We start from the raw sequence: 25,435 nt of genomic DNA, 5'->3' as shown, positions 1-25,435 counted from the left end.
TTGTCTTCAGAAGACCCGATGACAGGTCTTGAGGCACCCCAAATGCACCATTCACACCAGCGCAACGTGATGGACACGCATCAGCAGTTGTCCACCTGAAGCGGCGTCGTCGATGTCAAGGGCCCAGGTGCTGCTGCCGTCCGGGTGTCGATCCAGCGGTTTGAATCCCAGCTTGGGATAGTGCTTTTCGACCAACTGGTTGCGTCCGCTCGGCAAGTAGATGCCAATCAGCCGACTGACCCCCTGCTGGAGCGCAGCGATGACCAGTTCGGCAAGCACCGCCTCTTCCACCCCGCGGCCCAGGACCCGGCAACTCATCAGCCAGGTGTCAATGTGCCACTCGGCACGCAGGCGCCGACAGATGACGACGCTGATCATGCCGTTGTCACCGAAGGTGTCGGCCAGGCGCATTTGCCAGGCCAGGATATTGGGGTCGCTCTCCAGATCAGCCACCTCGGCCTCGCTGTAACGCCGGGTGGTCAGGTTGAACTGGTTGGATTTGTTGATCAGCTGGGTGATGCGTGACCGCCCTATCGCGTCAAAAGGCTGGATGCTCAAGACCATGGCGAGAGAATCGAGGTAGGCATGAACGTCGCCCAAACCTTGCTGCAGTGCGATGCGCCGGGCGTTGTCCTGGTAGAAATCGGCCCGCTGGCGGTCTTCAGCGGAAAAGGTCACGGCCTCAAAATAGCCGCCGGCCAACAAGGTGCGGGCATACAGTGCCGGGTCGTCGGGCAGCTCCGGCACCGCGACCTGGGGTAGCAACTCACGCACCAAGCCGCGTTCCGCGGGGTTGTCATCAAGGAAGGTCATGGCATCCAGGCCCAGCGAGAGCGCCTCGGCAATCGCCTGGATGTTGCTGGCCTTGTCGTTCCAGTTGGCCTGAAAAATGGCAATGTGATCTTCGCGCAGTAACATCTCGGGGTGCCGGATAAACGGCAGACGGGCGGTTTCGTCATGGTTCTTGGACGACACCGCCAGCACCACACCGCGCTCACGCAGTTGCAGGGCCGTCTGCTGCACCGCCAGGTGCGCCTCGCCCGTGGAGTCGCCAGAACCAATGACGATGCCTTCCAGGCCATCGTCGCCAATCACCCCGCCCCAGACGGTGTTGTCGAGGTCGAGGATCAGGCAGCGCCGACTCTTGCCGCGCATGGCCGCGATCAACCGGCAGGCATGGTCAGCGTACAGCGGCAGGAAGGTGTTTGAAAACGGCAGTTTGGCCAGGTTCCACAAGGTCGGTGAGTGCCAGTCGGCAAGCCCAACGGTTTCTGCCAGACCGGCCACGTCAAACAGCAGGTCGTTGCTCTGGGCGACCCGTTCGGCGAGCCCGCGATTGACCGCGTCGATCAGGCTGCGCAGGGTTCCGGGCAGCACCAGGTCGAGGCTGCCGAAATGCGTCTCCACCGGCCGGGCCAAGGTTTGTAGGATGCAAACGGTCTTGCTGTTGGCGTGAAATCCTGCGCGGATCCGATCCACATGCTCAAGCACCTCGGCAACCGTCTGTTGGGCCGCCTCAGCATTGCCAGGCGTCAGGCGCAGCGGCAGGCCGTGGTAGTCGATGGCAAGCAAGACCGCATCGGGCCGGGCGCTGTTGATGATCGAGTCGGGCCGCAGGGCCTCCTGCATCGCCTGGTCAAAGTCAGCCTCCAGGCACTCAAGGGCAACACCGTGTCGGGCGGCAGTGGCCACCAGCGCCGACAGCAGAAAGTGCGAGGTCGCGTTGCTGACGATGCCAAGCCGAAACGGCAGCAGCGGCTTGAGTGAACTGCCCTGCTGTTGCAGCTGATTCATGCAGCGGCTCAAGCGGATGAGCTGGTTCTCGTCGAGGGCGTAGCCAGCCAGGGCTTGCAGGCCACGCCCTAGGTCGGCGCCGCTGCTTGGCAAGGCTCGGCATTTGGCAGCGAAATCCGCCGGTGGCCTGGGCAACCAGGCCAGGCTTGAATACAAAGTTTGACTCATGGCCGTTCAACCTCCCTCAAGATTTGGGCAGCGACTTGCTGCGGTGTCTGAAACGGCGTCAGGTCGCGCTGCGTGTCCAGAAAGCGCGCGTCAAAAGCCGCCAGCATGCGTGTTTCGGTGTAGCCCGGCCTGACCGAGCGAACCCGCAGCCACGGGTAATCCGCAGCCAGCACTGCGAGCAGGCCGGCCATGCCGTATTTGGCGATGATGTAGGCACCCATTCCCGAGGCCGCCTTGTGCGATTCATCGCCCATGGCCTGGCTCAGCACCCCTACCACCACACCGCTTTTGTGCAGCCGAAAGCATTGGCGTACCAGACCCGCGAGCAGGCGCTGGGGGCCGAGCACATTGACCTGCCACTGCGAATTCAGCTCGTCAGGCAGGATCTTGCCAAAGGGGGCCAGCGCTAGGGGCGGCGACCCGGCAAGCACCGCGCCAGCCAGCCGGGCCGACTGTGTCGCAAAAAAGGCCAGCGCCTGATCGATGGAAGTGTCCGAAGCCAGATCTAGGGCCAGGGTGAGGCCACCGGTGCGTCGGGCAATCCCATCGGCGGCGGCGGCGCCCCGGTGATAGCCGACGACCGGGATGAAGCCAGCGCCGGCCAGTGCATCACAGGTGGCCGCACCGATGTCGCCCGAGCCACCGGAGACCAGAAAGTGCTCAGGGCCGGACAAGCAACACCTCCGCCTCGCCCTTGGCGATCAGGTTTTGTCCGGCGAACAATTTGAGTTTCAGCAGGACCATGCCGGTGGCTTCCGAAAGTCGGCCGACCACGGCGTCTACCCGCGCCGGCCGCCCGACGTAGAGCGGCTGGCGAAATTGCAGCGAGACGCCGGTCCAGACACTGTCACGCCCCGGCAGAAGCATGCCGATCAGTTGCGACACCTTGGCGACCAGCAAGGCGCCGTGGACCACGGCACCCTCGAAGCCCTTGCTGCGCGCGAAATCGGCGTCAACGTGCAGCGGATTGAAATCGCCGGAGAGCACCGCGAACTGTTGCAGTTCCTCGGCACTGACGACGAAGTCGACGCTGGAACTGAGGCCTTCCTGAAGCTCGCTCCAGGCCAGGGTCTGGCACTGCGCGGGTTTCACAGCTTGGCCACGATCAGATCGACGAATTCGCCGACATTTTTCAGACGCCCCACCTGGGCTGCCGAAAAGCTCACGGCAAAGGCACGCTCGACGGACACCACCAGGCGGATGTGGTTGAGGCTGTCCCACTCGTCTACATCGGCGGCGGTTAGCTCCGGCGTCAGCTCTAGGTTGTCGTCGTCAAAAACGTCGCGAAATATCGCGGTCAGCTTTGCGTAAATATCGGCCAGTTTGGGGGCAGACAGCATTTCAGACTCCTTGTTTGATCAGGTTTGGCAAGTGGTTCAGGGCCTGTGCCAGCCGCTGCGCCCATCGGACGGCGACGGGCGGCCGGGGGTGAACTTCGTCGGAAAAATCTTCCGACTGGTCGGCATCACGTAGGCTCAGGAAGGCCACGCCGCTCGTGCCATCCAGCCGCTGCTGCAGCTTCTGCAATTGCTGGCGGTAGCTGCTGTCGTACGGTGACGCGCTGGCGTGCCACCTGGGTAGCGGCAAATCAACCAGCACCACCTTGCCACCCGATTCGCGGATGGTACTGATGGTTCGGCTCAGCAGTTCAAAAGGTTCATCGACCAGCTGGCCGTTGTGACCCATGTAGTGATCCCAGAACGCCAGGTACTGGCGCTGACGCTCGGCACTGGGCGCGCCGGGCTGACCGGCCTCGGCGCTCGCCACCGGCTTGCCGCCGCGTCGCAGAAACTTGCCGGCGTCACGCGCCAGCCGGTCAACCAACAGGAAAGGCTTGACCAGCGTGACACCGGTATCAAGCCATTGGGCGGGCAGGATCGGCACGGGACCGGCGTCGGTGCGGCGATAAAAGCCATAGCGGTAGCGCTCGATGTCCAGGTCGGTGTCGCCGGGAAAACGATCAGGCGTGTACCAGCGCGCGAGGTCGTCGGCGAACAGCCCGTACCAGACACCCAGAACAAAAACATTGTGCTGACGCGCCTTGGGACTTTGCACTTCGAGAACCAGGTCGACCATCTGTTGCAGCTCCGTCATGTTGGCACCGCCAATGGCCAGGTTGTGGACCCGGACGGACGGCAGCTCGCCTTGCAGCTGGGCCGGCCGAAACCCTGCCAGAACATTGGAGGCGCCGAGCAGAATGACTTTGTCGTCGCTGTTGTTGAGCGGGCTGCGGCTCAGGAATGCGTACTTGGGCTCGGTCATGAAGGGTGAGCGGGCGGCTGATGCGGTGTCGAGGCCACCCGCTGGCGACCAGCGCATGAACGGCGTGGCAAGGATGAGCGCCAGCAGATAGATCAGCAGCAGAAAAAGCAGCAGGAGGGTCGCCTGGCGCAGGATGTGTTTCATGCTAGAAGGCCCGGTAGACAAATTCGGGCGCCTTGTGAAAGAACGAAGACGCCACCAGGATCAGCAACACCTGCGCCGCCAGCACGAGGTTGCGGCCGATGAAGCCTGCGGTGCTGCCAACGGGACGCAGCAGGCCAGCGGCGCCCTGGCTCAGGGCCGTGCTGGCAGAGCTCCAGACCGCCATCACCAGGGCGCTGGCCAGCATGATCAGGGCAAAACTGCCGGCCAGGCCGAAGGGTCCCAGCGCCTGAAGCAATTTACCCAACTGGGCCAGATCGACCCAGAGGCAGGTCAAGGCCAGCGCAAAATATGCAAAGGTGGCACCGCGACAAAGTTGCCGGTAGACGGGCCGCTCAGCCAGGGCCCGGTAGCCGACTTTGCCAAGCCGGCGAGTCAGGCTCAGCTGCCACAGCTTGTTGGCAGCCGCACCAAAACCCAGCAACAGGCCATAGACCACAAAAACCGCGGTCGTGCCGTGCCACAAGCCCATCACCAGAAAAGTGATGAAAAACGCCACAACCCCGAGCCAAGGCATGACCGCCGCAGAACGAAAGCGGCTTGCCAGCGCCTTGAGCAAGGGGTTGAACAGATAGGTCTTGAACCACTCCGAGAGCGTGATGTGCCAGCGCCCCCAGAACTCGAGAAAGTTGCGGGCGGCAAAGGGCTCCCTGAAGTTCTCCGGCAAGGTCTGGCCCAGCAGGCCACCCACACCCATGACGATGTCCATGTAGCCTGAAAAATTCAGGTACAGGTACAAGGTGTAGAGCACCGCCGAGGCGCTGAACTTCGCGGCGAAGCTGACACCTGGCAACACCTCGGTGCTCAGGACGGGTGCTGAAAGCTGGGCGAAGGCGTAGTTGAGCGCCGCTGACAGCACCACCACCTTGACAAAGCCGCTGACCACTCGCGAGAAGGCGGCAAACACCAGGGGTTCGTCCAGGGGCACCGGTGGGATGTCCTGGCGCTCAAAGTCCTGGTAGCGCTGGATCGGCCCCGAGACAAAACACAGGAAGTTGCAGGTGTAGTTGAAGTAGCTCAGCGGTTTCGGCGCCGAGGGCAATTCGCCGGTATGGGCGTCGACCAAAAGGTGGATCAGCCGGAACAGCACGTAGGACAGCCCCATGCTGAGGTAGCTGAACGGCAGCGCGAACGCGCCGTTCAGGAAGGCGAAGCGCTTGAGGACGATGAAAATGCCGATGCTCAGCACCAGACACACAACCAGCCCCCAAGCGGGGCTGCGTCGCACGCCGTGCACGGCGGTATAACCGAGACCAAGGAAAACCAGCAGCGGCACCACGGCCTGGACCGTGTCCACCTGACTGGCGATGAAACTGGCGTTGGCCGTTGCCAGGACCCATTGCCGGTAGGTCAGCGACGTGCTGAGCTGAAAGGCGACGATCACCACTGCGACGAAGAGGATGAAGCTCAGCGAGGTGATCGACATGGGGTTGTCACTTGGGTTGGGCGGCTTCAGAAAGCCCGGACGTCGCGAAAGACCAAGATGATGGTGCGCAGGATGATGCGCAAATCCAGGCCCAGCGACCAGTTGCGCAAATACTCCAGATCACATTCGGAGCGGCCGCGCATGTGCTCCAGGTCATCACCGCCGCGAAAACCATTCACCTGGGCCCAGCCGGTGATGCCGGGGCGCACCTTGTGGCGGACCATGTAACCGGGGATCAGCTTGCGGTACTGTTCATTGACAGCAATCGCGTGCGGGCGGGGCCCGACGATGCTCATGCGCCCCTGCAAGACGTTGATGAACTGCGGCAGTTCGTCGAGCGAGCCCTTGCGAATCAGGGCGCCGAACGGCGGCACGCGCGGATCACCGCGGGTGACCTGGGTGTAATGCCGGTCGCCGTCCTCGGTCACCGTCATCGAACGGAATTTGTAGACGACGATTTCGCGGCCGTCGAGCCCATAGCGATTTTGTTTGAAAAAGGCCGGGCCCGGCGACATCAGTTTGACCCCGATGGCGACGATCAGCAGGATCGGCGTGATCAGCACAAGAATCACCGACGCCAGCACGATGTCGCTCAGGCGTTTGACCACGCCGTTGATGCCCTTGAAGGGTGTTTCACACATGGCCACAATGGCTGTTCCGCCAACGCTGTCAACCCGGCCCTGGATCAGGTCGGTAACAAACATGTCGGGCACGAAAAAAATCGATGCGGTGGTGTCCTTCAAGTCGTCGAGCAGCGTGTGCAGGCGTGACGCCTCGCCAATCGGCAGGGCCAGGTAGATCTGATCGACGCGGTTGGCTTTGGCATAGGCAACGAGTTGCCCGAGCGAACCCAGGTCCTTGTCCCGATCACGTCCGCGATCATCCTCTTGCAGCCGTGATCCGTTGCGGTCATCGAAGTAGCCAAGAAAGTTCACCCCAAGCGCGGGCTCATCGGCGAAGCTCTGCGCCAGTCGCTGGCTGGTGGCATTGCAGCCAACGATGACGGCATAGCGCCGGTTGCGCTCCAGCGCCAAGACGCTGGGCACGACGATTCTGGCCAGGGTGTTGACACCGACCAGGGCCAGCGGCGTCAGGCTCAGCCAGGCCAGCATCACCGGGCGGGGGAAATAGTCGAGGTAGTCCGCACCATAGGCGAAGAGCAGAAGCAAGGTGGCCAAAAAGAACCAGCCTATCAGGGTCTTGCGCAGCATGACCCTGACCGGGCGGTTCAGGTGAAAGCATCCCGGGAAGCTCAGTGAAAAAACCGCCAGAGCAAGAATGAAGTAGGCTGGATCGAGGCTCCTCAGTGACGGATCTCCCGCCAGGGCGGTGACAAAAAGAACCAGCACCGCCAGCAAGGGCGGAACAACCGCCTCGACCAGGTTGACCAGCGAATAGATCCGTCGGGACAGGTGGGCAGGCGATGCAAGGCGCTTGTACGCAGGGGCGGTTGCCGTATTCATGACTTTTCTTTCTGGTCAATATCGATCAAGGCCGGCTGGAGCTCACCGTAGCAACAGAATCTGGCCCGGCGGACCTTCGGGTGGCTGCGCAGGAAACGGGTCATCTCGTCCTGGGATTCCTGCTTGAAGGTCGGCGCACGTGTGACGGTGATGGTTTGCGCATCAACGATGCCCATCTTGAAGTCGCAGTACGACTGCGCCAGCTGGACGTAGCCCCAGCCCCAGAAGTTTTTGTCGGGCTCGATCAGTTCCCGGAAAGCCAGCCAGGCGCGGGCCTCGAACACCGTCAGAAAAACTTCGATCACGTCAACCAGACGGCCCACCTTGCCGAGCTGCTGGAACATGATGCTGTGCGGGCTGTGGGATTGCGCGGACAGTGCCGGCGAGGCCATGTCGAGATGGTTGCGCTGCATGATCGCGGCAAAGTTCGGCCACGAGAAGCTGTCAATATCGACATCCTCGATGCCCAGGACAACGTAGTCGTACGCACTGCAGCGCTGCGCTGTGAGGTACTTCCGAAAGAACTGGTAAACGATGCCCGGCTCGCTGATGAAGCTGCAGCGACTGAAAATAGCCTCGTCGAACCGGCTGCCGTCATAAACAAAGATCAGGTAGTCGAATTGCTCATGACCCCATTTTTTGATCAGCTTGGCCAGCAGGTCTTTCCCTGCGGCGCCAATGGGCGCTGCGTAAAGGCTTTTGCCAAGACGCGGGGCGATGGGCTGCTGCGACTGCCGGCCATCGCGCCGGATGAGCCAGCGCCTGAGCCTCGCCCGTTGTGCACTGCGCAGCAGCTTGGAGCGCAGGGACAGCGCCAGATTGAAAGCGTGTCGCAGCATGTTATTGGCTCCTGGCAATGGTTTGGCGTGCAAAGCCCACAAGTTCCAGGACCAGGCTGCGGTTCAGCAACCACAGCAGGCCCACATAGGCGATGGCGCCAACACTCACCATGACGGCCAGCCTGGGCACCAGGTCCAACTGCCCCAGCAGCCCCAGCCGGGTGCCGTAGACGATGGCCGCCATGCCGGCTGCGGCCAGCGCCGGACTCACGGCGCCGGCCAACTGCACGGCCGCCCGCATGCCGGTCACCCGCTTGAGCAGCCAGAGGTCAATGCTCAGGCCCAGCACCAGCCGGGAGGCCCAGACCGCTGCCGCGGCCTCCAGTGAAAAGCGGCCAAAAAGCAGCATGCCGATCAGCACAAAAGCAATCTGCGGCAGCAAGGCCGCTGTGGGCAGGGCCGGATGACCGGTGGCGTTGTAGATCGGTACCGAAAACAGCCGCAAGAAGAACTGGAAGGTCAGCACGGACAAGAGCGAAACGAAGGGTGCAGCTGCCAGCCAGCGGGCACCAAAAACCAGCTCGACCACCTCATGCGAACAGACCGCCAGACCGGTGAAGACCGGGAACATCAGCGCGGTGGTCAGGCGCACGGCCACCGTGAAGGTGTGCTGGATGTCGCTGCGGCTGCCTTTGAGGCTGGCAAAAATAGGCAGGGCCAGCTGGGCCACCGCGCCACCCACGATGTCACGCAACATGTCCACCGCGCGAAACGCCAGACTCAGGATGCCCGCCATCTGGCTGCCAAGAAAGGAGGCCACAGCGATGATGAAGATGCGCTGGGTCGACAGCGCCATGAGACTGAAGGACGTGGCAACCGCGCCGAAGCGGGTCATCTCGACCAGCTCGGGGCGCGACAGCCTGAAGCGGGGTTTGTCCGGCGTCATGAGCCACAGCGCCAGGGTCGAGAGGACGGGCGTACCCACCTGCTGTGCCACCAGACTCCAGACCCCTGCCCCGGCCACCGCCAGGCCGATGCCGATGATTGCCGAGCCGGTCCGGCCAATCGTCGAGCGCAGGGCCAGGGCGCGGAACTGCATGCGCCGCCGCTGCATCGCCACCAGGGCGCTGCCGCAACCGCTGGCAACCAGGCCCAGACTCATCCAGCGAAGCACCGGACCCACGTCGGGCTGGCCGATCAGGGCCGCAAAGTGATCCGCCAGCAACCAGCAGGCAAGCGTCAACACAATGCCGATGACCAAGGAGGCTGCAAAGGCCGAATTGACATGCCGCGGGGTCGCCTCCCGGGTGCGGATCAAGGCATCGTGGAACAGCACTTCCACCGGCACGGTCAGCAGCTGGACGATGCCGATGGCCACCGCGGCGATGCCGAAGTCCCCTGCCGACAGATAGCGGGAAAAGAAGATCAGCGCGACAAAAGACAGCCCGGACAAACCGACACTCTCGAGCAGCGTCCAGCGCAGCGAGCGGGCGGCGGTGGCACGCACGGCAGGCGTCACAGCGGGCGGCAGCGCTGCAGAGGCAAGCGTCACGGGGGGTGGATCAGCCTGCATGGATGCCTGGATGCTGGTTGAACCACTGATCGGCGTAGTGGCCCAACTTGCCATACGAGTTGTCGTCAAACACCACCTGCTTGCCAAGCAAGGCCGCGAAAATCATGCCATGAAGGCGGCTGGTCTGAACCACGCTGTAGGGTTCGAAGTGCCTTTGCATCCTGGCGGCCAGCCGGTCACAGTAGGCGTACCAGGCTTGACGCGCGCCGAGATGCCGGTTGGTTTTTGCCTCCAGCATGTGCCAGCGCAGGATCAGTCCAAAAACCCGGCGCTGGTGGACCGGGACAAAGTCCATCCAGTCGCGCGCCGTGCGGCCAGCCTCCATCCCGGCGCCGTCGGGCTCGGTGGCTTCAATGTCCTTGCGTCGCAGATCGAGCCGGGCGCCCGACCGGCTTGCTGGTTTTGCCGGGAGACCGCCCCACAGTTGATGCGCCATGTCGGGCATCAGCAGAACCTTTGGCGTGAACAGGTCTTCCACCGCTTCCATCGAACGCTGATCACGCACCATCAGCAACACATCGGGGTGCCGCCGGAAAACCGCCGCAGAGGCCCGCTTGGCCTGCTCCGACTGGAAATGGACGGTCTGCGGCAGCAAGACAATGCGGTGCCTGGGGAATTGGCAGACCACGGCCTCGCGAAATTTCTGGTGCACCGGATACAGGTCGCCAAAATTGCCGCCGCCGTGCAGCACGATCACCGCGTCCGCTGGCATGGCGCGACGCGCCGATTCGGTGAAATTCATGTAGCCGGCGCGCTCGATCACGCGGTAGGCGTAGTCGCTGAAAAACTGTTCGGTGCCCCGCATGATCAGGATGTCGCCGAAGTTCAGATGCACCGGGTAGTCGAGGTAAACCACCGGCCGCTCGCGTGGCAGGTAGTTGACGATGGCCGCCAGCTTTTCTTTGAGTTGTTTCATCGGTGTTTTCATCGCGTCCCCTGGCCGCTCAGGCGCCCTGGTGCGGCAAACGGATGAACTGGCGACGGATCTTGGTCAGCCAGGGCTCCTGCCGCGCCGGTTCACACTGGCGGATGTAACTCAAGGTCGCGGAACTCAGGGCGTAGGCGGACTGCGCCGCGGCCGCGTTCGGTCCGCCGGCGTTGAGGTTTTTGCGGTAGGCCAGGCTCATGCCCACCGCATCGACCATGCCGCGCAGGGCAGCCAGCGGAATGTGATTGCGCCAGCCGCGCAGGGTGAAGGCGCCGGCACCCAACAGCAGGCGCGGCAGCGGTGTGCCGAATTTGTACGCCGAGTACAGGTTGTTGCGCACGGTGTAGTAGTAGCGTCCACGACCCCACAACACCCGATGTTCGGGCGAGACCTTGTGCAGAATGCCGACCTCGGGCACATAGGCGATGCGGTAACCGGCATTGAGCATGCGATAACTCAGGTCGGTTTCCTCGCCGCAAAAGAACAGCCGTTCGTCGTAGGCGCCAACCTCCTCGAAGACATCGCGCCGCAAGGCGTGGCCCGCGCCAATGAAGCGCGTGGCTGGAAAACCGGCATCGGGTTGGCAGCCAACCGGGTAGTCCCAGGACGTGGCGTCGTTGTCACCGGTGAAATAGTTGCTGATGCGAAAGCCGATGGCGCACAACTGGGGCTGGGCGTTCATGTGAGCGACGGCCCGGGCCAGCGTTTGTTTGTCGGCGAACACGGCGTCGCTGTCCAGGGCCACGATCAAGGACGCCGAGCCCATGGCCGAGGCGATGTTGCGGCCACCTGCCACCCCAGTGTTGCGCCCGAGTTTGCTCAGGGTGGCACACGGGACCGTTTGCAGGAATTCTTCGAGCAGCCGCAGGTTGTCGGGTTGGCTGCCCTGATCGGCGATCAGGATGCGCTGGCGCACACCTTGCTGCTCGGCGGCGCTGGCGATGGCCGCGATGGTGTCTTCGGGGCGGTTCCAGGAAAGAATGATGACGTCGACCTCGACTTGGCTGGCTATGGTCATGAAATGCCTCGCTGGTAAGCCCGGATGTAATCGATCTGAAACAGTCCGGGAAAGGGTGTGCTCTGGTCCGGGTCGGGAATCCAGTTCGGGTCGTGGCTGCCCAGTGCCAGATTGGCCAGCAGGTACATGTCCTCGTGAATGGCGTGGGGCCCGTATTCAAAGCTCTTGATGCCGTCGATGAAGAAGACGATGTTGTCCCGTGTCCACTCCAGGCCGTAGATGTGAAAGCCGTCGCTGCTGTCGATCAGCTGGTCGATCCACATGCCGGCGGCTGTGCTGGCGCTGCGGGGTTTTTCGATGGCACCGTGCCTGATGCCGTAGGGCCGGGTCCCGGAAGCTTCCAAAATGTCGATTTCCGGTGGCCAGGTGGCGCGTTTGGGCAGCAGCCAGAAAGCCGGCCAGAAACCTTTGCCACGCGGCAAGCGGGCGCGCATCTCGAAGTAGCCGTAGGTCTGCCAGTACGTCAGTTCGCTGGTGATGCAGCCCGACGTGTAGGAATGATTCCAGATGAAAGGGGCGACGGCGACCGGGTCGGCGCGCTCGGCACGGATCTGTAGGATGCCCTTGTTGATTGAAAAGGGTTGCACCTGCAGCGCTTGCCCGGCGCTGCCGGCAAACTGCGGGTCCATGTAGATCTGCTTTTCCTGGTTGATCACCGTCTTGCGCTCATGCCGGTAGCGGCTGCGCCAGGCCGGCGCACCGGGACGTCCACCGGTGGCGTTTTCGTTGATCCGCGACAGGTCGGGATCGTCAAAATCATCACCAAAGACCAGCCGGTAGCTTGCGGGAACGAAGTTCGGCAAAGCCACCCGGCCAACCGCCGTCACCTCAGCGCTGAGGGTCAATTGCGCCAGCACCCGCCCAAGCGGCTGCTGGCCCTCAAGCGTCATCCCCAAACGGGCCAGCGCGCCAATCTGGATCGGCAAGGGACTGGCTTGCACCGCCGCCTGAAGCCGCAGCGATTCGGTCGTCTGGCCGGTGAAGAGTTGCACGCCCGAGGCGCTCCATTCGAGCCGCACTACCGGGTCGGCACTGCTGTCGCTGAAGCCTGTGAGCAGCAACTTGCCAATGCGGGCGACGATCCAGCCGCTGTTGGAATACCCCAGGCGCAGGCCGCCCGAGTCGCCATTGGCGTCCAGGATCACCCCGCCGCGCCGCCCGCCTTCGGGCAGCACAATGGTCAGCCTGCCGCTCGGTGCACCCAGGTGCACCGCTGAAAACGTCACTTCGTCGGCGGCCCGAAACGCCGGTGCACCCGTGGTCGGCACGAACGAACTGGCTTCGTTGCCGGTTTCGTACTGCGCCCCCCACATCAGCACCTCGCCGAGCGTCAGCGGCGTGCGCCCGGGTTCATAGGGGCTGGCTGGCTTGAGCGCGTAGATCGCCGGCGCTGCCGTGACGGGGCCAAAGGGTTCATTCCACACCACCGCAAAATGCCTGGATCCACTGTCGCGTGGCTGCAAATTGAGGGTCAGGCTGTAACGCCTCCATTCCGGGGTCACCGTGACCACCTGATTGACATTGTTGTAGCTGTTGAAATCGAGCAGGCGCAGGCGCCATTTGCCCGTGCCGCCGGTGGAGCGCAGCCACACCGAGGCCGAGACAAAATCCCCGCTGGCGCTGTTGGCCACGGCGACTTCACACAGGCCGCCGTTCCTGGGCTCGCCGCGGACGATGCGATAGGCACTGGCGCTGCCGTCCGGCGCGAGCAGCTTGCTGGGCGACAGACTGACCGCCCCGCCCCGGGACCAGCCGCGGCTATCGGGCCGGGAGGCGTTGTCGATCAGGTTGCTGGCCGCGCCTTCGATCAGCAGCCCGGTCACGGCGCTGCCCTGCAGCGCAAAACGCGGGGTGTTGGCGGGCAGCAGGCGCCATGACTGGCCGTTGGCCAGGCCGGCCGCGCTGGCCCGCCGGAAGTCCACGCCGGCTGGCAGGCTACCACGAAAATCCAGGGCCAAGGTCGGCACGCTGGCCCAGACCGGCGCGCCCGGGATCAATGCCGTGCTACCCAGCAGCGCGGCCGTCTGCAGCAAGTCCCGGCGCTTGAGTCCCTGTGGCGCGTTCATCTCGGTGATCCGTGATGGCCTGATGCGGAAACCGTCCGCTCGGACCAGCGCCGGCGCTGGCGCAGACCCCACATGGCCAGGGCATACAGCGACGGGCGCAGGGTCTCGCGGTAAACGGCAAAGATGGCAAACGCCACTTCGGCCAGCCAGCGCGGGGTTCCAAGGCCAAGCCTGCGGGCGTAGGCCGCGTAGTACTTGCCAAAAAAGTAGTGCGTGTAATGGATCGACCAGTAGATGCGGCGCGCGGTCTGGGTCCGTTGCCCGCCGGTGCGCACCAGCGCCGGCGGCAGGTGGATGCTGTGGCAGTCGTTGGTGGTGAGCAGGTCGTAACCCTCGGTGTACAAATGCATCTGAAAATCGGATTCCTCGCGGTAGCCGTTGCCGCGGGCGTAGCAGGGGTCATAGGGAAAGCGCTCAAGCAGGTGCTTGTGGGTCAGGATGACGGCGTTGGTCAGCGGCTGCCGGATGTCCCCATCAAAACATGCCCCGTTGACGTATTCGCAGATCACCGGGCGAAAGGCTTTTCCAGGGCGCAGCCCGTGGCCGAAGCGCCGCAGGGCCTGTGCCGGAACTTCCCCGTTTTCCATGTAGACGCGTCGACCCGACACGGCGCCGACGCCAAGCGCCAGCAGTTTTTGCAGGCAGGTCCTGGCGTAGCCGGCTTCGAGGTACTCGTCGTCGTCGCAAAACAGGATGAAGTCGTTGCTGCTGGCCTGGACCCCGGCATTGCGCGACTGGGCCGCGCCCTGGCGGGTATCGTGCTGCAGGATCCGGGTACACACGCCGGGGTGGCTGGTGGCGATCTGTTCCAGCACCTGCGGCGTCTCGTCGTCGCCGCCATCGAGGACAAAAATGATCTCGTTGATGCCATCCTGGACAAAATAGCTCGGTGCGACCAGGCGCAGGGTGTGGGCCCGGTTACGGGTGGGGACGATGAGGCTGATCATGAGGTCTCCATCCGATAGGCGGCCTGGCTGCTGGCGTTTTGCGGCTGGGACCGGGCCTGCTGGCAGGTGGCGATGGCGTCCCTGAGGCCGATGCCGCGTTCACCCCATTGGTAAAGCTGGCTGGCCGCTTCAAAAGCCTCCTGTTGCATGTGGTTGAGCATGTCGATGTGGTCGATGTGCTGGACGATGCTGTCAACCAGATCCTGCAGGTTAGCGCTCAGCAACAGCTGGCTGCGGATGGGCGGAGGTAGACCGGCTGCCGCGGCGTCGATGGTGGCTACCGGCAGACGCTGAAAGATGTAGTCGAGGAACTTCAGCTTGAAGCCGCCGCCGATCATTTCCGGCACCACAGCCAGCCGGGCGCGGTTGAACAAAGGGGCGACGTCGTCGACAAAGCCGTGCAGCACGGTGGCCTTCATGCGTGGTGTCAGCTCGTCCCGCAGTGCCTGCGGCATGTCGCCGATGACGTCAAAGCTGATGCCGTGGCGATGGAAGGTGGCGTCGGCCAGGTCAATGAACTGCCGCAGGTTTTCCTGCTTCACCACCCAGCGGAAGGAGCCGATCAGGACGACGTGTTTGGGCCCGTCCCGGCCAAGCACCCGCCAGGCTTGCCGCTCGCCCGAATAACCCGGGGTCAGCACCACGCTTGGGCATTCTGGCGCCAGCGCCTTGAAGGCCAGCGCGTCTTCCTGGCTGATGGCGCTGATCAGGTCGACATGGCGCAGCACAAAACGCTCAAGGAAATGGACCTTGAGCCAGTTTTGCCAGAGCCCCAGCTTCTTCAGCCAGCCCGCGTCGCTGTGGCGCACCATGTCGTGCCACAGGATGCCTTCCTGATTGTGCGAGACGTGGACCAGGACCGGCGCCTTGCCGGCCGCCCGGTGGCCAGCGAGATAACGCCTGAGCGCCCAGCCGGAGCCGTAGCTGTCGAAAATGATCGCATCCCACGACTGCTGCAACTGCGCCTCAAGGGCCTGCCGGAACGCCGGTGTGTCGTGGATCGCGCCGGCAATCGGCAAATGGCTCAGCAGCGCCCGGCGCGTGCTGCGCTTGCCGCCCACAATTTGCCGCCAGTGCACCGGTGTATCGCGCGGCGGGTGACTGGCACTGGCGGCAAAGCCCAGAAAGCACACCATGACCCCGGCCTCGGCCAGCGCGCAGGCCAGATTGGCCGAATAGACTTTGTCCCCAGCGTCCTGCGGAAAGGGCTGATCGCGGGCGATCCACAGGCATTTCATGAGCCTGCTCCTTTGCCCGGTGATGTCTGGCGCACGGAAGCCGCTGGTGTCCAGGTCTGAAACTGTTCACCACGCAGGGACCGCCAGACGCCAAGTCCAACCGCGGTCAGCACCGTCAGGATGTCAAAAATCTGGGAAAACGGTTTAATCGGGAAGCGCCAGCCAATCACCAGCACCAGCAGCGCCAGGGCCGCCAAGGCCAGCGCTGCCGGGCCTTGCCCCGCCAGCACAATTGCCGTCTCGAAACAGGCGAACGCAAGCACCAGCAGGTAGATGCACAGCCAGCGCAACAGCTTGTGCGACAGGTATTTGTACAAGCTCAGGGCATCGAGCTGGCGCAGCCGCGGCCACAGCAGACGGTGGACATTCAGCGCCTGACAGGCTATGCGCTGCTTGCGGCGAAATTCTTCGCCGGCCGACGTGGCGGATTTCTCGTAGGCGCGCACGTCGGTGGCCTGGACAATCCGGTAGCCATCACACAGGATCATGAAGGAGATGTACATGTCATCGATGATGTTGGGCGGCGGCGGGTGATGCAGACTGCTGCGGATGGCAAACATGGAGCCGTCGGCGCCCATCACCGATCCGGTGGCACCCTCCAGCCGTTTGATCGCTTCCTCAAAGCACCAATAGAGCGAACCGGTAGCGGCAGTGACCGAATCACCGGCGTTCACATAGACCAGGTTGCCACAGACGCAGCCAACTCCCGGGTCGTCAAAATGGCGGCGCAGATGTTGCAGGGCCAGGCCGTCAAGCATCACATTGGCGTCGGTGAAGACGACGATCGAGGCCGTGCTTCGGGCCACCAGACTGTTCATGCCGGCGGTTTTGCCTAGGCGCTCGGTCCCAACCTGCAACACGATGCGGTCGGCATAGGCGCCAAGAAGCTCGGCGGTCCGGTCGCTTGCGGCGTCGACGTGGACAAGGATTTCGAGGGTCGGGTCGAGTTGACGCAGCGCCAGCAGATTGCGCATCTTGGCGTCAATCACCGCCTCTTCGTTGTAGGCACACATGCAAATGGCAAAACTGGGCACATCGACCTGTCCGGGGCCGGGGCCAGTCCGGGGCGGCCTTTTCAGGCGCTTGATGAGCAGCAGCGACAGCGGATAGCTGACAAAGGGGTGAAAGGCGAGCAGCAGGAAAATAGCTCCCAGCCCAAGGAAAAAGACTTGCATCGGTACGCTCCTTCGTCGGTTAGGGGGATGCGCGCGATGGCGCCAGAGTGTCTGGATCCGGCCTTTGGGGCCAGACCAGCAGGCTCAGCGCCATGCCATGGAAAAACGGCACGAAGGGTCCGTTGAGCAGCAGCGTCAGCGCCACCGCGAGTCGGACCAGGATCGGCGCAGTGGAGCGAAAAACGCAGTAAAAAATGAAGCAGAAGTAAAGTGTTGCGCCGAGGACGCCGTACTCGAAAACCATCTTGAACAGCGTCATTTCGGCAACCGGAAACGGCATACGGATCGCGTAATTGGGAAACGCCCCGGCGCCGTAACCAAACAGCGCCTTCATGGGATAGGGCCACAGGTATTGCTCGAACACCCAAAAGCCGCTGATGAACCGGGCAGACGCACTTGAGCGCGTCGAGCCGAACTCGCCAATGCGGCCAGTGAATTTGTCAAGGTCAAGGTAGCTTCCCAAGACGACCAGCAGTAAGCTCCCGCCGAGCGTCAGCCAGGCCAGCCCCCAATGACGTCGGGTGATCAGGACCAGGGGGCCGCACACCGCCAGCACCAGAACGCCCGTGCCCGAGTAAGACAGCATCAGCGCCAGGGCATACAGGGCCACATTTGCCAGCCGATTGTGGGTCAGCAGTTCGATGACGATGGCAACAGCCATGAACTGGCTGAAGAACGATGGCTCGGCGAAAACAATGCCGTTGACGCGGAAGGTCGCGTCGCCATAAGCAATCGGCGCCTGCGCATTGAAGCCATGAATCAGGAAGGCATCGGGGACAAAATTCTCAACGGGGAAGGCAAAGCGGGCACCAAACGCCAGTTGCACGCCGTATTGGGCAATCCCGGCCAGCGCCAGAACACTGGCCAGCTGGAGGAAGAAGTGCATCGCCTGCTCGCCGTTCTGGTCCTGGCTTGGCAGACACAGCACATAGGCGGAATAGAGGGTGACCAGCAACAACATCGAAGCCAGCGAGAAGGACTCGGTGCTGAAGACCTGAATCGTGCCGATGCAGCCGATAAACAGCAGAAAAAAGCTCAGCCGGGCGGTGTCCAGCCGCAGATAGCCCAGCAGCAGGCCCAGCACCATGGCCAGCAGGATGAACAGGTAGGCAATGCTCAGTGACTGGGCGGCAAAAGGCGGCACCGACAGCTTGGCCAGCAAGGTGCTGGCGAGCAAAGGGGTGTAGAGCAGCAACAGCGCCCAACGCCTGCCCTTGGCCTGCGGCAACAAGCCTGTCTGGCTGGCGAGCAGGCCGGCACGACGGGTTTGGGCGGAGACCGCAAGAGAAATGACGGACATCGTGCTCAGGCTCTAAAACTCGTTGACGACGGCGCCAAAGAGGTTGTCAAGCGATCCCGCCAAAGCGGCCGATTGCGCGACGGTGGCGGCATTGGGGCGGCTCACCAAAATGCTCGCACCAACGTTGGAGGCAATCATCAGGGCGTCGGGGAGCGCGGCTGAAGGGGTATCAACCAGCACCACGTCGAAGGCCTGGATGGCTTGGGACAACAGGCTCGGAAGCAGTGGCCGGGACAGCAGTTCGCGTGGATTCGGCGCGGTCGGTCCGGCCGGCAGCAGCACCAGGCCGGGCAGCTTCTCTAGCGATACGGCCGCCTGCAAGCCGGTCAGGCCGCCGAGCACCGAGCTCAGTCCGACGCGGTTGTCGAGCCGAAACAAGTCATGCTGGCGCGGATGCATCAGGTCGGCGTCGATCAGCAAGGTGCGCAGCCCCAGTTGTGAAAACAGCACGGCCAGGTTGGCCGCGATGAAGCTTTTGCCTTCACCTCGTCGGGCGCTGACCAGGGCCAGGCTTTTTGGCCGCGCTGGCTGTGCCGTCCAGCGCAACATCACCTGGGACCGCAGATCGCGCAGACCTTCCACCAGAGGATGTTGCGAACCGAAGGCGGCCATCACCTCGCTGGCGACGGACGCATCGCCGCTGGCCAGGCTGCTGTGTTCAAACTGGAGCGACAGCCCAAACCGGATGTCTTCGGCCTGAAGAATGCCCAACTGACATGCGGCGTCGCCAAACCGCAGGCCCTGCTGTTTTTGCAATTGCATGACCAGAACGGCTTGGGCAGGACTCAGGCGTCCGGCCTCAATCAGGATGGCGCCCAGGGTCCGCAATGGCACCGGGAACTCTTCCACAGCGTGGGGCTGGCTCAATTTCATCAATGTGTTTCCTGGGTGCGGGTAGCGGGGCGGCGGTCGGCGTCAGCGGACCCTAAACGGACCGGGGGGAAATTCCCCTGACCAGGGTCTGCGGCAAACCGTGAGACAGGCGGGCCAGGTAGCCAGGGGCAGAGCCAGCCGGAGCGAACAGCTGGTGAGGTATGCCCTTCTTGTTCAGCACCACCAGGACGGGCACATTGAGCCATTCCGACAGGTCCGACGCGCTGCGCAGGCGACGGTTGAGCAGCTCAAGCAACAGGGCTAGGCCCATGCCAAGCAAACCGCCGAACAACAATGACAAGGCCGTATTGAGAGCCACTTTTGGGCTGGACGGACTGAAAGGCTCGGTGGCCATGGTCAGCATCGCGACATTGGTTTGCGGCATCTGGCTTTCGAGACTGGTTTGCGCCAAGCGCTGGCTCACCATGTCGTAGTCGCGTCTGGCCGATTCCACGTCACGCTGGAGTACAGCCACACTGTCACGTTGCGCGCGCAGGGCCAGAACTTTCTTCTTTTGGGCATCCAGAGAGCTGTCAATTTCGGCCGCGCGCGCGGCATTCATCCGGTCTGCGATGCCAAGCGAGCTGGCGATCCGGCTGGTTTCGCTGGCGATTTGGGTCCGCAGAGCAGCGACCTTGGTCACCAGGTCGACGTAATCCGGATGGGTCTCACGAAGGCGAAGCGCCAATTGCTGACGTTGCCCCTCGAGCTCGGCGAGCCGGGTCTTAAGGGACTGGATCAGGCCATTGCCGATTACCTCGGGAAGGATGTTCGCCGCACCGGCCTGGCTTTGCCGGCCCCGGGTTGTAGCGCGTTGCGTCTGGGCCTCGACCAGTTGGGTTGACAACTCGGTCAATCGGGCGGTTTCAACGTCCAGTTTTTCATCAGCGACGACGATGCGATTGGATTGCTGGAAGCTCGAAAGCCGCAACTGCGCCGCTTCGAGCTTGTCGCGAAATGACCGGGTACGCTCGCTGAACCATTGGTTGTATTGCGTGGCCGAGGCGATCTTCAGATCGAGATTGGTATCGATGTAGGCCTGGGCAAAAGCGTTTGCGACATCGGCCGCCATTTTGGGATGTCGGGACGTGAAGACGATGGAGACGACGTTGCTCTCATGCGTCGGCATGACCTTCAGGTCACGCTTCAGAGGCGCAGCCAGCCAGGCCTGCAGCGAGCCCCGACCTTGGGTCTGTTCGAGCCATTGAATGCGCGCCTGTTCATCCTGATCGAGCTTGAGCAAGACGACGGCCCTTTGCGCCACGCGATCGGACAGGATGATGTCCACCTGTGTCGACATCACACTCGACGGCGCGACGACAGGAAGCACTTCGCCGAGTACAGGGTCGGCCGGTCGGGCATCGACCATGACGGCGGCCTCGGACGTGTATTTGCGCGGCATCAGGAGGTTGAACGCGATAGACAGGACCATCACACTCAGCAACACCCCAAGCACGGTTTTCCAGCGTCCGCGCAAGACCAGAAAAAGACGTTGCAGGCTCACAGTGGCGACCGCATGGAACGCGTTCTCGTCAGGCGCAGCAAAGCAATCGCGAGAAGTATTCCCAGAGACGACAAAACCAGCGCATAGGTTTTTGTCGCATCGTCTTCCTGCAACGACTGGTTGTCGGGGCCCACTTCGGAGGACAAACCCGTTGCAGCCAATGGCCGGCCATCCTTGATTCCCACGGGTCCAGTCACCAGACTTTCAGATAGACGGGGTTCCAGACGTTTCAAAGCCGCCCCAATGGCTTTGGGTGCTGCGACCGAAGCAATGACCGAATGAGACACATCGACGCCGGGTTTTGCCGTGATATAGCTCATCAACACAAACACGGCAAGCGCCAGTGCCAGTCGGACTCTTCCAGTAGACATGTTCATCCTCTGACCCTCACAGAAACTCGATTGGGCAACGTTAATTAATCGAAGCCGGGGCGTATGTGCGCTCGGCCACACACTGCAAAAGTAGATGTCGAACTGGGACCAGACGTTTCCGCCAGAAATGCCGGCAATTTGGAACTGCAGGTGTGAATTGAAGGGCAGCTTTATGGAGCCCCTCAGTCAACGCCGTGATCATCACTTCGTGAATTCAATGGCTACCGTTTAGGTTTACGGGGTGTCTGTACGCTTCACACCCCTAAACGTCGACGCAGGCTGCACTTCGAGTCCGGGGCGATCACTATCGAGTTAAGTGAGAAAACTATTGAGTTAGCTGAAACTCGACAACAAGTTGTTTTGCAGACGACAGGAATTGTCAGCCTGGCTCTTGAAAAGCTTTCAAACGCCCTTATCATTAGCACTCGATAGAGATGAGTGCTAACAGCACCGTGTGATGAACACACATCTCTTCAAGACAACAACAGCCCGCTGACACAGCTGGCGTTTGCGTTTTAACCTTGTTTCAAACTTTAGGAGATCTTTATGAAACTTCGTCCCCTGCACGATCGCGTGATTGTCAAGCGCGTTGAGAACGAAACCCGCACCGCTTCTGGCATCGTGATCCCTGACAGTGCTGCTGAAAAGCCTGATCAAGGTGAAGTGCTGGCCGTTGGCCCTGGCAAGAAGAACGACAAGGGCGAACTCGGCGCAATGAGCGTAAAGGTTGGTGACCGCGTGTTGTTCGGCAAGTACAGCGGCCAGACCGTCAAGGTCGATGGCGACGAACTGTTGGTCATGAAAGAAGACGACCTGTTCGCAGTCGTCGAGAAGTAAGCACTCAATACCAAATAGATAGCTGGTTACGCTTTATTCATGCGGGCTAGCGACTCATTTCACTTAAATATTCTGGAGTCATAACATGGCAGCAAAAGACGTTATTTTTGGCGGCGAAGCCCGCGCACGCATGGTTGAAGGCGTGAACATTTTGGCTAACGCGGTCAAAGTGACCCTGGGCCCCAAGGGTCGCAATGTGGTGTTGGAGCGCTCGTTCGGCGCCCCCACCGTGACCAAGGACGGTGTGTCCGTGGCCAAGGAAATCGAACTCAAAGACAAGCTGCAAAACATGGGTGCGCAGATGGTCAAGGAAGTTGCTTCCAAGACCTCTGACAACGCTGGTGACGGCACCACCACCGCTACCGTGTTGGCCCAAGCCATTGTGCGCGAAGGCATGAAGTACGTTGCCGCCGGCATGAACCCGATGGACCTGAAGCGCGGCATCGACAAGGCTGTGACCGCCCTGATCGAAGAGCTGAAGAAGGCTTCCAAGCCCACCACCACCTCCAAGGAAATCGCCCAAGTCGGCTCGATTTCTGCCAACTCTGACGCCTCCATTGGCGAAATCATCGCCAACGCGATGGACAAGGTTGGTAAAGAAGGCGTGATCACCGTGGAAGACGGCAAGAGCCTGCAAAACGAACTCGACGTCGTTGAAGGCATGCAGTTTGACCGTGGTTACCTGTCGCCCTACTTCATCAACAGCCAAGAAAAGCAATCCGCTTTGCTGGACAACCCGTTTGTGCTGTTGTACGACAAGAAGATCAGCAACATCCGTGACCTGCTGCCCACCCTGGAACAAGTCGCCAAGAGCGGCCGTCCGCTGTTGATCATTGCTGAAGATGTCGAAGGCGAAGCCCTGGCAACTCTGGTCGTGAACACCATCCGTGGCATCCTGAAGGTTGTGGCTGTTAAGGCGCCTGGCTTTGGTGACCGTCGCAAGGCCATGTTGGAAGACATCGCCATCCTGACCGGCGGCAAGGTCATCGCTGAAGAAGTTGGCCTGACACTCGAAAAAGTGACTCTGGCTGACCTCGGTTCTGCCAAGCGCATCGAAGTGGGCAAGGAAAACACCATCATCATCGACGGAGCCGGCCCAGCTGCTGACATCGAAGCCCGCGTCAAACAAGTGCGCGTGCAAATCGAAGAAGCCACCAGCGACTACGACCGCGAAAAACTGCAAGAACGCGTGGCCAAGCTGGCTGGCGGCGTGGCCGTGATCAAGGTTGGCGCTGCCACCGAAGTCGAAATGAAGGAAAAGAAAGCCCGCGTCGAAGACGCCCTGCACGCTACCCGCGCTGCTGTGGAAGAAGGCATTGTGGCTGGTGGTGGCGTGGCTCTGCTGCGCGCCAAGCAAGCTGCTGGCGAAATCAAGGGTGACAACGCTGACCAAGACGCCGGCATCAAGCTGGTGCTCAAGGCCATCGAAGCGCCTCTGCGCGAAATCGTGTTCAACGCCGGTGGCGAAGCCTCTGTGGTGGTGAACGCTGTGTTGGCTGGCAAGGGCAACTACGGCTTCAACGCTGCCAACGACACCTACGGCGACATGATCGAAATGGGTATCCTGGACCCGACCAAGGTGACCCGCACCGCCCTGCAAAACGCAGCGTCTGTGGCCTCTTTGATGTTGACCACCGAATGCATGGTGTCTGAGTCTCCGAAGGACGACGCACCTGCAGGCGGCATGCCTGACATGGGTGGTATGGGCGGCATGGGTGGCATGGGCATGTAAGAGCTCCTTGCCTGGCGACCTACAGCGTCGTTATTTGGGCTTGCCGTACCTCTGGTACTGTCTGCGCCCAAACGCCTAGCTGTAGATCACCATGCGGCGTCGAGTGGCTTTTAAGGCACTCGACTCACCAACAAAAAACCCCGCAGAGCGCGAGCTTTGCGGGGTTTTTTACTATGGTTTCAGAAGCTCCTCGCCCTTGATTCATAAGGGCTAGAGGGCATTTTTCTTGATAACCTCACGTCTGAATGGGCACCAAGTCGCCAGCGGGAACACCCGCCTTTCAGAGCGCGTGGGTGCGCTACAGGCCCAGCTGGGCCAGATCCGCCTGCAACTGCTGCGCTGAAGTGAAATGGATGCCGTGCCAACCCAACGACTGGGCGGTCGTGATGTTGTGTTGGAGGTCGTCGATGAACACGGTGTGATCGGGTGCCAGGCTGTAGCGGCTTTGCAGCAGCTGGTAAATGGCTGGGTCCGGTTTGATCTGCAGCACATCTCCTGAAAAAATGCCGCCGTCAAACCACTGCAAAAACGGGTGGTGTTGCTCCAGATAACGGGCATAAAGCACCGGCATGTTGGACAGGAAATACAAACCGCTCACACCATCGCCTGCCAGACGGCGCTGGTGCAACTGCGTCAACACCGCCAGTGACTCCGACATCACCGTCAAGCGTTCCCCAATGCCCTGCACCAGGGCCGCCAAGTCCTGCTGCGGCAAGTCCAGCCGCAGGGCGGTGCGTGCCACCACCGCATCGGTTTCCAGCAGGCCTCGGTCAAAGTCGTGCCAGTCGGCATGGCCAAACACCTGGTGCGCCAGCTGCGCGGCCTCGTCGGGTGTGCGCACACGCTGCGGGAAAGTCTGCATCAGCAAGATGCCGGGTTGCCAGGTGAATAACACCGCACCAAAGTCAAAAACAATGTTCACGAACACATCCTTGTAAAAGCCATGGCCTGACGCCGCCGCGCCCGCGCCGGGCAGGTTGGGCCTCTGCCGTTGGCAGAGCGCGGTGTTGTGTCCAACAACACCGCGTGTGGGATCAAGCCTGCAAACGGGCCAGCAAGCCCGCTGTGGAGCCGTCCAGCCCCGCTGTGTCGCCACTGAGCAGACGGGCCTCGACGTCCTTGGCCAAGACCTTGCCGAGCTCCACACCCCATTGGTCAAAGCTGTTGATGCCCCAAAGACTGCCCGAGACAAACACGCGGTGTTCCTGCAAGGCAATCAGCGCACCCAGCGAAGTCGGGGTCAGCTCATCCAACAGCAAGAAGGTGCTGGGCCGGTTACCGGTGAAGTGTTTGTGGCCACCCGCATCGGCCTTGCCCAACATCAGCGCCTGCGCCTGGGCCAGCACATTGGCCAGCAACAGGGTGTGGTGGCCGGGCAGGCTATGCAGCGGCTTCTTGACCGCCACAAACTCCACCGGCACCACGTCGGTGCCCTGGTGCAGCATCTGGAAGTAGGCGTGCTGGCCGTTGGTGCCGGGTTCACCCCACACCACGGGAGAGGTCGAAAAAGGCAACGCTTCGCCGCTGGCGTCGACACGTTTGCCGTTGCTTTCCATCTCCAGCTGTTGCAGGTAGGCCGGGTAACGTTTCAGGGCGCAGTGGTAAGGCGCCACACTGCGGCTGGTGAAGCCATGGAAGTTGCGGTACCAGACATCCAGAAGACCCAGGCGCACCGGCAGGTTCTGCACCAGTGGGGCGGTGCGGAAATGCTCGTCCATGTCGTGTGCACCGGCGAGGAACTCACGGAAACCGGTCGCACCAATGGCAATCGCCAATGGCAGGCCAATGGCCGACCAGACCGAATAACGCCCGCCCACCC

General features: G+C 62.0%; 22 protein-coding genes and 1 pseudogene. 2 read left to right on the top strand and 21 right to left on the bottom strand.

The window, feature by feature from the left end:
- Window positions 1–51 precede the first annotated feature (51 nt).
- The 19 genes from KKO72_RS17030 to KKO72_RS16940 all read right to left on the bottom strand — a co-directional run bounded on the left by KKO72_RS17030 (window position 52) and on the right by KKO72_RS16940 (window position 21,047).
- Entirely contained in the window at window positions 52–1,962 is a 1,911-nt protein-coding gene (locus KKO72_RS17030; RefSeq protein WP_214941647.1) for an HAD family hydrolase, read from the bottom strand.
- Window positions 1,959–2,636 (bottom strand): SDR family NAD(P)-dependent oxidoreductase, encoded by a 678-nt coding sequence (locus KKO72_RS17025; protein ID WP_214941645.1) that lies wholly within the window; start codon window positions 2,634–2,636, stop codon window positions 1,959–1,961. The genes KKO72_RS17030 and KKO72_RS17025 overlap by 4 nt, the downstream gene beginning before the upstream one ends.
- Entirely contained in the window at window positions 2,623–3,054 is a 432-nt protein-coding gene (locus KKO72_RS17020; RefSeq protein WP_214941642.1) for a MaoC/PaaZ C-terminal domain-containing protein, read from the bottom strand. The genes KKO72_RS17025 and KKO72_RS17020 overlap by 14 nt, the downstream gene beginning before the upstream one ends.
- A complete protein-coding gene (locus KKO72_RS17015) occupies window positions 3,051–3,302 on the bottom strand; it encodes an acyl carrier protein (protein ID WP_214941639.1) in 252 nt (83 codons plus the stop codon). The genes KKO72_RS17020 and KKO72_RS17015 overlap by 4 nt, the downstream gene beginning before the upstream one ends.
- A gap of 1 nt (window position 3,303) precedes the next feature.
- On the bottom strand, window positions 3,304–4,368 hold the full coding sequence (locus tag KKO72_RS17010) for a hypothetical protein (RefSeq protein ID WP_214941637.1): 1,065 nt from the start codon (window positions 4,366–4,368) through the stop codon (window positions 3,304–3,306).
- 1 nt (window position 4,369) lies between these two features.
- Window positions 4,370–5,812, bottom strand: a complete 1,443-nt coding sequence (locus KKO72_RS17005) for an MBOAT family O-acyltransferase (protein WP_214941634.1) — start codon at window positions 5,810–5,812, stop codon at window positions 4,370–4,372.
- 26 nt (window positions 5,813–5,838) lie between these two features.
- Window positions 5,839–7,275 carry an undecaprenyl-phosphate glucose phosphotransferase gene (locus KKO72_RS17000; RefSeq protein ID WP_214941631.1) on the bottom strand — a complete coding sequence of 479 codons (1,437 nt, stop codon included), beginning with the start codon at window positions 7,273–7,275 and terminating at the stop codon, window positions 5,839–5,841.
- Window positions 7,272–8,147, bottom strand: coding sequence for a DUF707 domain-containing protein (locus KKO72_RS16995; RefSeq protein ID WP_214941628.1), 876 nt, complete (start codon window positions 8,145–8,147; stop codon window positions 7,272–7,274). Before KKO72_RS16995 ends, KKO72_RS17000 begins: the two co-directional genes overlap by 4 nt.
- Window positions 8,116–9,606, bottom strand: a complete 1,491-nt coding sequence (locus KKO72_RS16990) for an oligosaccharide flippase family protein (protein WP_214941624.1) — start codon at window positions 9,604–9,606, stop codon at window positions 8,116–8,118. The genes KKO72_RS16995 and KKO72_RS16990 overlap by 32 nt, the downstream gene beginning before the upstream one ends.
- Window positions 9,607–9,616: 10 nt before the next feature.
- A complete protein-coding gene (locus tag KKO72_RS16985; RefSeq protein WP_214941621.1) occupies window positions 9,617–10,543 on the bottom strand; it encodes a polysaccharide pyruvyl transferase family protein in 927 nt (308 codons plus the stop codon).
- A gap of 28 nt (window positions 10,544–10,571) precedes the next feature.
- Window positions 10,572–11,573: a glycosyltransferase family 2 protein gene (locus tag KKO72_RS16980; RefSeq protein WP_214941618.1), complete on the bottom strand. Its 1,002-nt coding sequence runs from the start codon at window positions 11,571–11,573 to the stop codon at window positions 10,572–10,574.
- A complete protein-coding gene (locus KKO72_RS16975) occupies window positions 11,570–13,639 on the bottom strand; it encodes a family 16 glycosylhydrolase (protein ID WP_214941615.1) in 2,070 nt (689 codons plus the stop codon). The genes KKO72_RS16980 and KKO72_RS16975 overlap by 4 nt, the downstream gene beginning before the upstream one ends.
- Complete coding sequence (locus KKO72_RS16970) at window positions 13,636–14,586, bottom strand: glycosyltransferase family 2 protein (protein WP_214941613.1); 951 nt, start codon at window positions 14,584–14,586, stop codon at window positions 13,636–13,638. Before KKO72_RS16970 ends, KKO72_RS16975 begins: the two co-directional genes overlap by 4 nt.
- Entirely contained in the window at window positions 14,583–15,824 is a 1,242-nt protein-coding gene (locus tag KKO72_RS16965; protein WP_214941610.1) for a glycosyltransferase, read from the bottom strand. Before KKO72_RS16965 ends, KKO72_RS16970 begins: the two co-directional genes overlap by 4 nt.
- The gene (locus tag KKO72_RS16960; protein WP_214941607.1) at window positions 15,821–16,999 is read right to left on the bottom strand and encodes a glycosyltransferase family 2 protein; all 1,179 of its coding nucleotides are present in this window, start codon (window positions 16,997–16,999) and stop codon (window positions 15,821–15,823) included. Before KKO72_RS16960 ends, KKO72_RS16965 begins: the two co-directional genes overlap by 4 nt.
- A 19-nt stretch (window positions 17,000–17,018) precedes the next feature.
- Window positions 17,019–18,230 (bottom strand): hypothetical protein, encoded by a 1,212-nt coding sequence (locus KKO72_RS16955; RefSeq protein ID WP_214941604.1) that lies wholly within the window; start codon window positions 18,228–18,230, stop codon window positions 17,019–17,021.
- A gap of 81 nt (window positions 18,231–18,311) precedes the next feature.
- On the bottom strand, window positions 18,312–19,172 hold the full coding sequence (locus tag KKO72_RS16950) for a polysaccharide biosynthesis tyrosine autokinase (protein WP_214941600.1): 861 nt from the start codon (window positions 19,170–19,172) through the stop codon (window positions 18,312–18,314).
- A gap of 52 nt (window positions 19,173–19,224) precedes the next feature.
- Window positions 19,225–20,676 (bottom strand): chain length determinant protein EpsF, encoded by a 1,452-nt coding sequence (epsF, locus tag KKO72_RS16945; protein WP_214941597.1) that lies wholly within the window; start codon window positions 20,674–20,676, stop codon window positions 19,225–19,227.
- Entirely contained in the window at window positions 20,673–21,047 is a 375-nt protein-coding gene (locus KKO72_RS16940) for a hypothetical protein (RefSeq protein ID WP_214941594.1), read from the bottom strand. The genes epsF and KKO72_RS16940 overlap by 4 nt, the downstream gene beginning before the upstream one ends.
- Window positions 21,048–21,593: 546 nt before the next feature.
- Here KKO72_RS16940 and KKO72_RS16935 point away from each other — a divergent pair.
- Together KKO72_RS16935 and groL are read left to right on the top strand one after the other, a co-directional pair.
- On the top strand, window positions 21,594–21,884 hold the full coding sequence (locus KKO72_RS16935; RefSeq protein WP_078364254.1) for a co-chaperone GroES: 291 nt from the start codon (window positions 21,594–21,596) through the stop codon (window positions 21,882–21,884).
- A gap of 85 nt (window positions 21,885–21,969) precedes the next feature.
- The gene (gene groL, locus KKO72_RS16930) at window positions 21,970–23,616 is read left to right on the top strand and encodes a chaperonin GroEL (protein ID WP_078364255.1); all 1,647 of its coding nucleotides are present in this window, start codon (window positions 21,970–21,972) and stop codon (window positions 23,614–23,616) included.
- A 298-nt stretch (window positions 23,617–23,914) separates the two neighbouring features.
- Here groL and KKO72_RS16925 read toward each other — a convergent pair whose 3' ends face one another.
- Both KKO72_RS16925 and KKO72_RS16920 read right to left on the bottom strand, forming a co-directional pair.
- Entirely contained in the window at window positions 23,915–24,538 is a 624-nt protein-coding gene (locus KKO72_RS16925; protein WP_214941590.1) for an HAD family phosphatase, read from the bottom strand.
- Between the two features lie 112 nt (window positions 24,539–24,650).
- Window positions 24,651–25,435 (bottom strand): annotated as a pseudogene (locus tag KKO72_RS16920) (glucose-6-phosphate isomerase); the annotation flags it as partial.

Origin of the sequence: Rhodoferax sp. U11-2br (genome assembly GCF_018619435.1) — a bacterium.
GTDB lineage: Bacteria > Pseudomonadota > Gammaproteobacteria > Burkholderiales > Burkholderiaceae_C > Rhodoferax.
Note: the sequence above shows the minus strand (reverse complement) of the source record. Positions and strands in the feature narration are given on the sequence as shown.

What these genes read in the sequence shown, in the direction of transcription:
- KKO72_RS17030 (WP_214941647.1), bottom strand. Translation starts at nt 1,962, where the DNA reads ATGAGTCAAACTTTGTATTCAAGCCTGGCCTGGTTGCCCAGGCCACCG.
- KKO72_RS17015 (WP_214941639.1), bottom strand. Translation starts at nt 3,302, where the DNA reads ATGCTGTCTGCCCCCAAACTGGCCGATATTTACGCAAAGCTGACCGCG.
- KKO72_RS17010 (WP_214941637.1), bottom strand. Translation starts at nt 4,368, where the DNA reads ATGAAACACATCCTGCGCCAGGCGACCCTCCTGCTGCTTTTTCTGCTG.
- KKO72_RS17005 (WP_214941634.1), bottom strand. Translation starts at nt 5,812, where the DNA reads ATGTCGATCACCTCGCTGAGCTTCATCCTCTTCGTCGCAGTGGTGATC.
- KKO72_RS17000 (WP_214941631.1), bottom strand. Translation starts at nt 7,275, where the DNA reads ATGAATACGGCAACCGCCCCTGCGTACAAGCGCCTTGCATCGCCTGCC.
- KKO72_RS16985 (WP_214941621.1), bottom strand. Translation starts at nt 10,543, where the DNA reads ATGAAACAACTCAAAGAAAAGCTGGCGGCCATCGTCAACTACCTGCCA.
- KKO72_RS16980 (WP_214941618.1), bottom strand. Translation starts at nt 11,573, where the DNA reads ATGACCATAGCCAGCCAAGTCGAGGTCGACGTCATCATTCTTTCCTGG.
- KKO72_RS16975 (WP_214941615.1), bottom strand. Translation starts at nt 13,639, where the DNA reads ATGAACGCGCCACAGGGACTCAAGCGCCGGGACTTGCTGCAGACGGCC.
- KKO72_RS16970 (WP_214941613.1), bottom strand. Translation starts at nt 14,586, where the DNA reads ATGATCAGCCTCATCGTCCCCACCCGTAACCGGGCCCACACCCTGCGC.
- KKO72_RS16965 (WP_214941610.1), bottom strand. Translation starts at nt 15,824, where the DNA reads ATGAAATGCCTGTGGATCGCCCGCGATCAGCCCTTTCCGCAGGACGCT.
- KKO72_RS16960 (WP_214941607.1), bottom strand. Translation starts at nt 16,999, where the DNA reads ATGCAAGTCTTTTTCCTTGGGCTGGGAGCTATTTTCCTGCTGCTCGCC.
- KKO72_RS16950 (WP_214941600.1), bottom strand. Translation starts at nt 19,172, where the DNA reads ATGAAATTGAGCCAGCCCCACGCTGTGGAAGAGTTCCCGGTGCCATTG.
- KKO72_RS16940 (WP_214941594.1), bottom strand. Translation starts at nt 21,047, where the DNA reads ATGTCTACTGGAAGAGTCCGACTGGCACTGGCGCTTGCCGTGTTTGTG.
- KKO72_RS16935 (WP_078364254.1), top strand. Translation starts at nt 21,594, where the DNA reads ATGAAACTTCGTCCCCTGCACGATCGCGTGATTGTCAAGCGCGTTGAG.
- groL (WP_078364255.1), top strand. Translation starts at nt 21,970, where the DNA reads ATGGCAGCAAAAGACGTTATTTTTGGCGGCGAAGCCCGCGCACGCATG.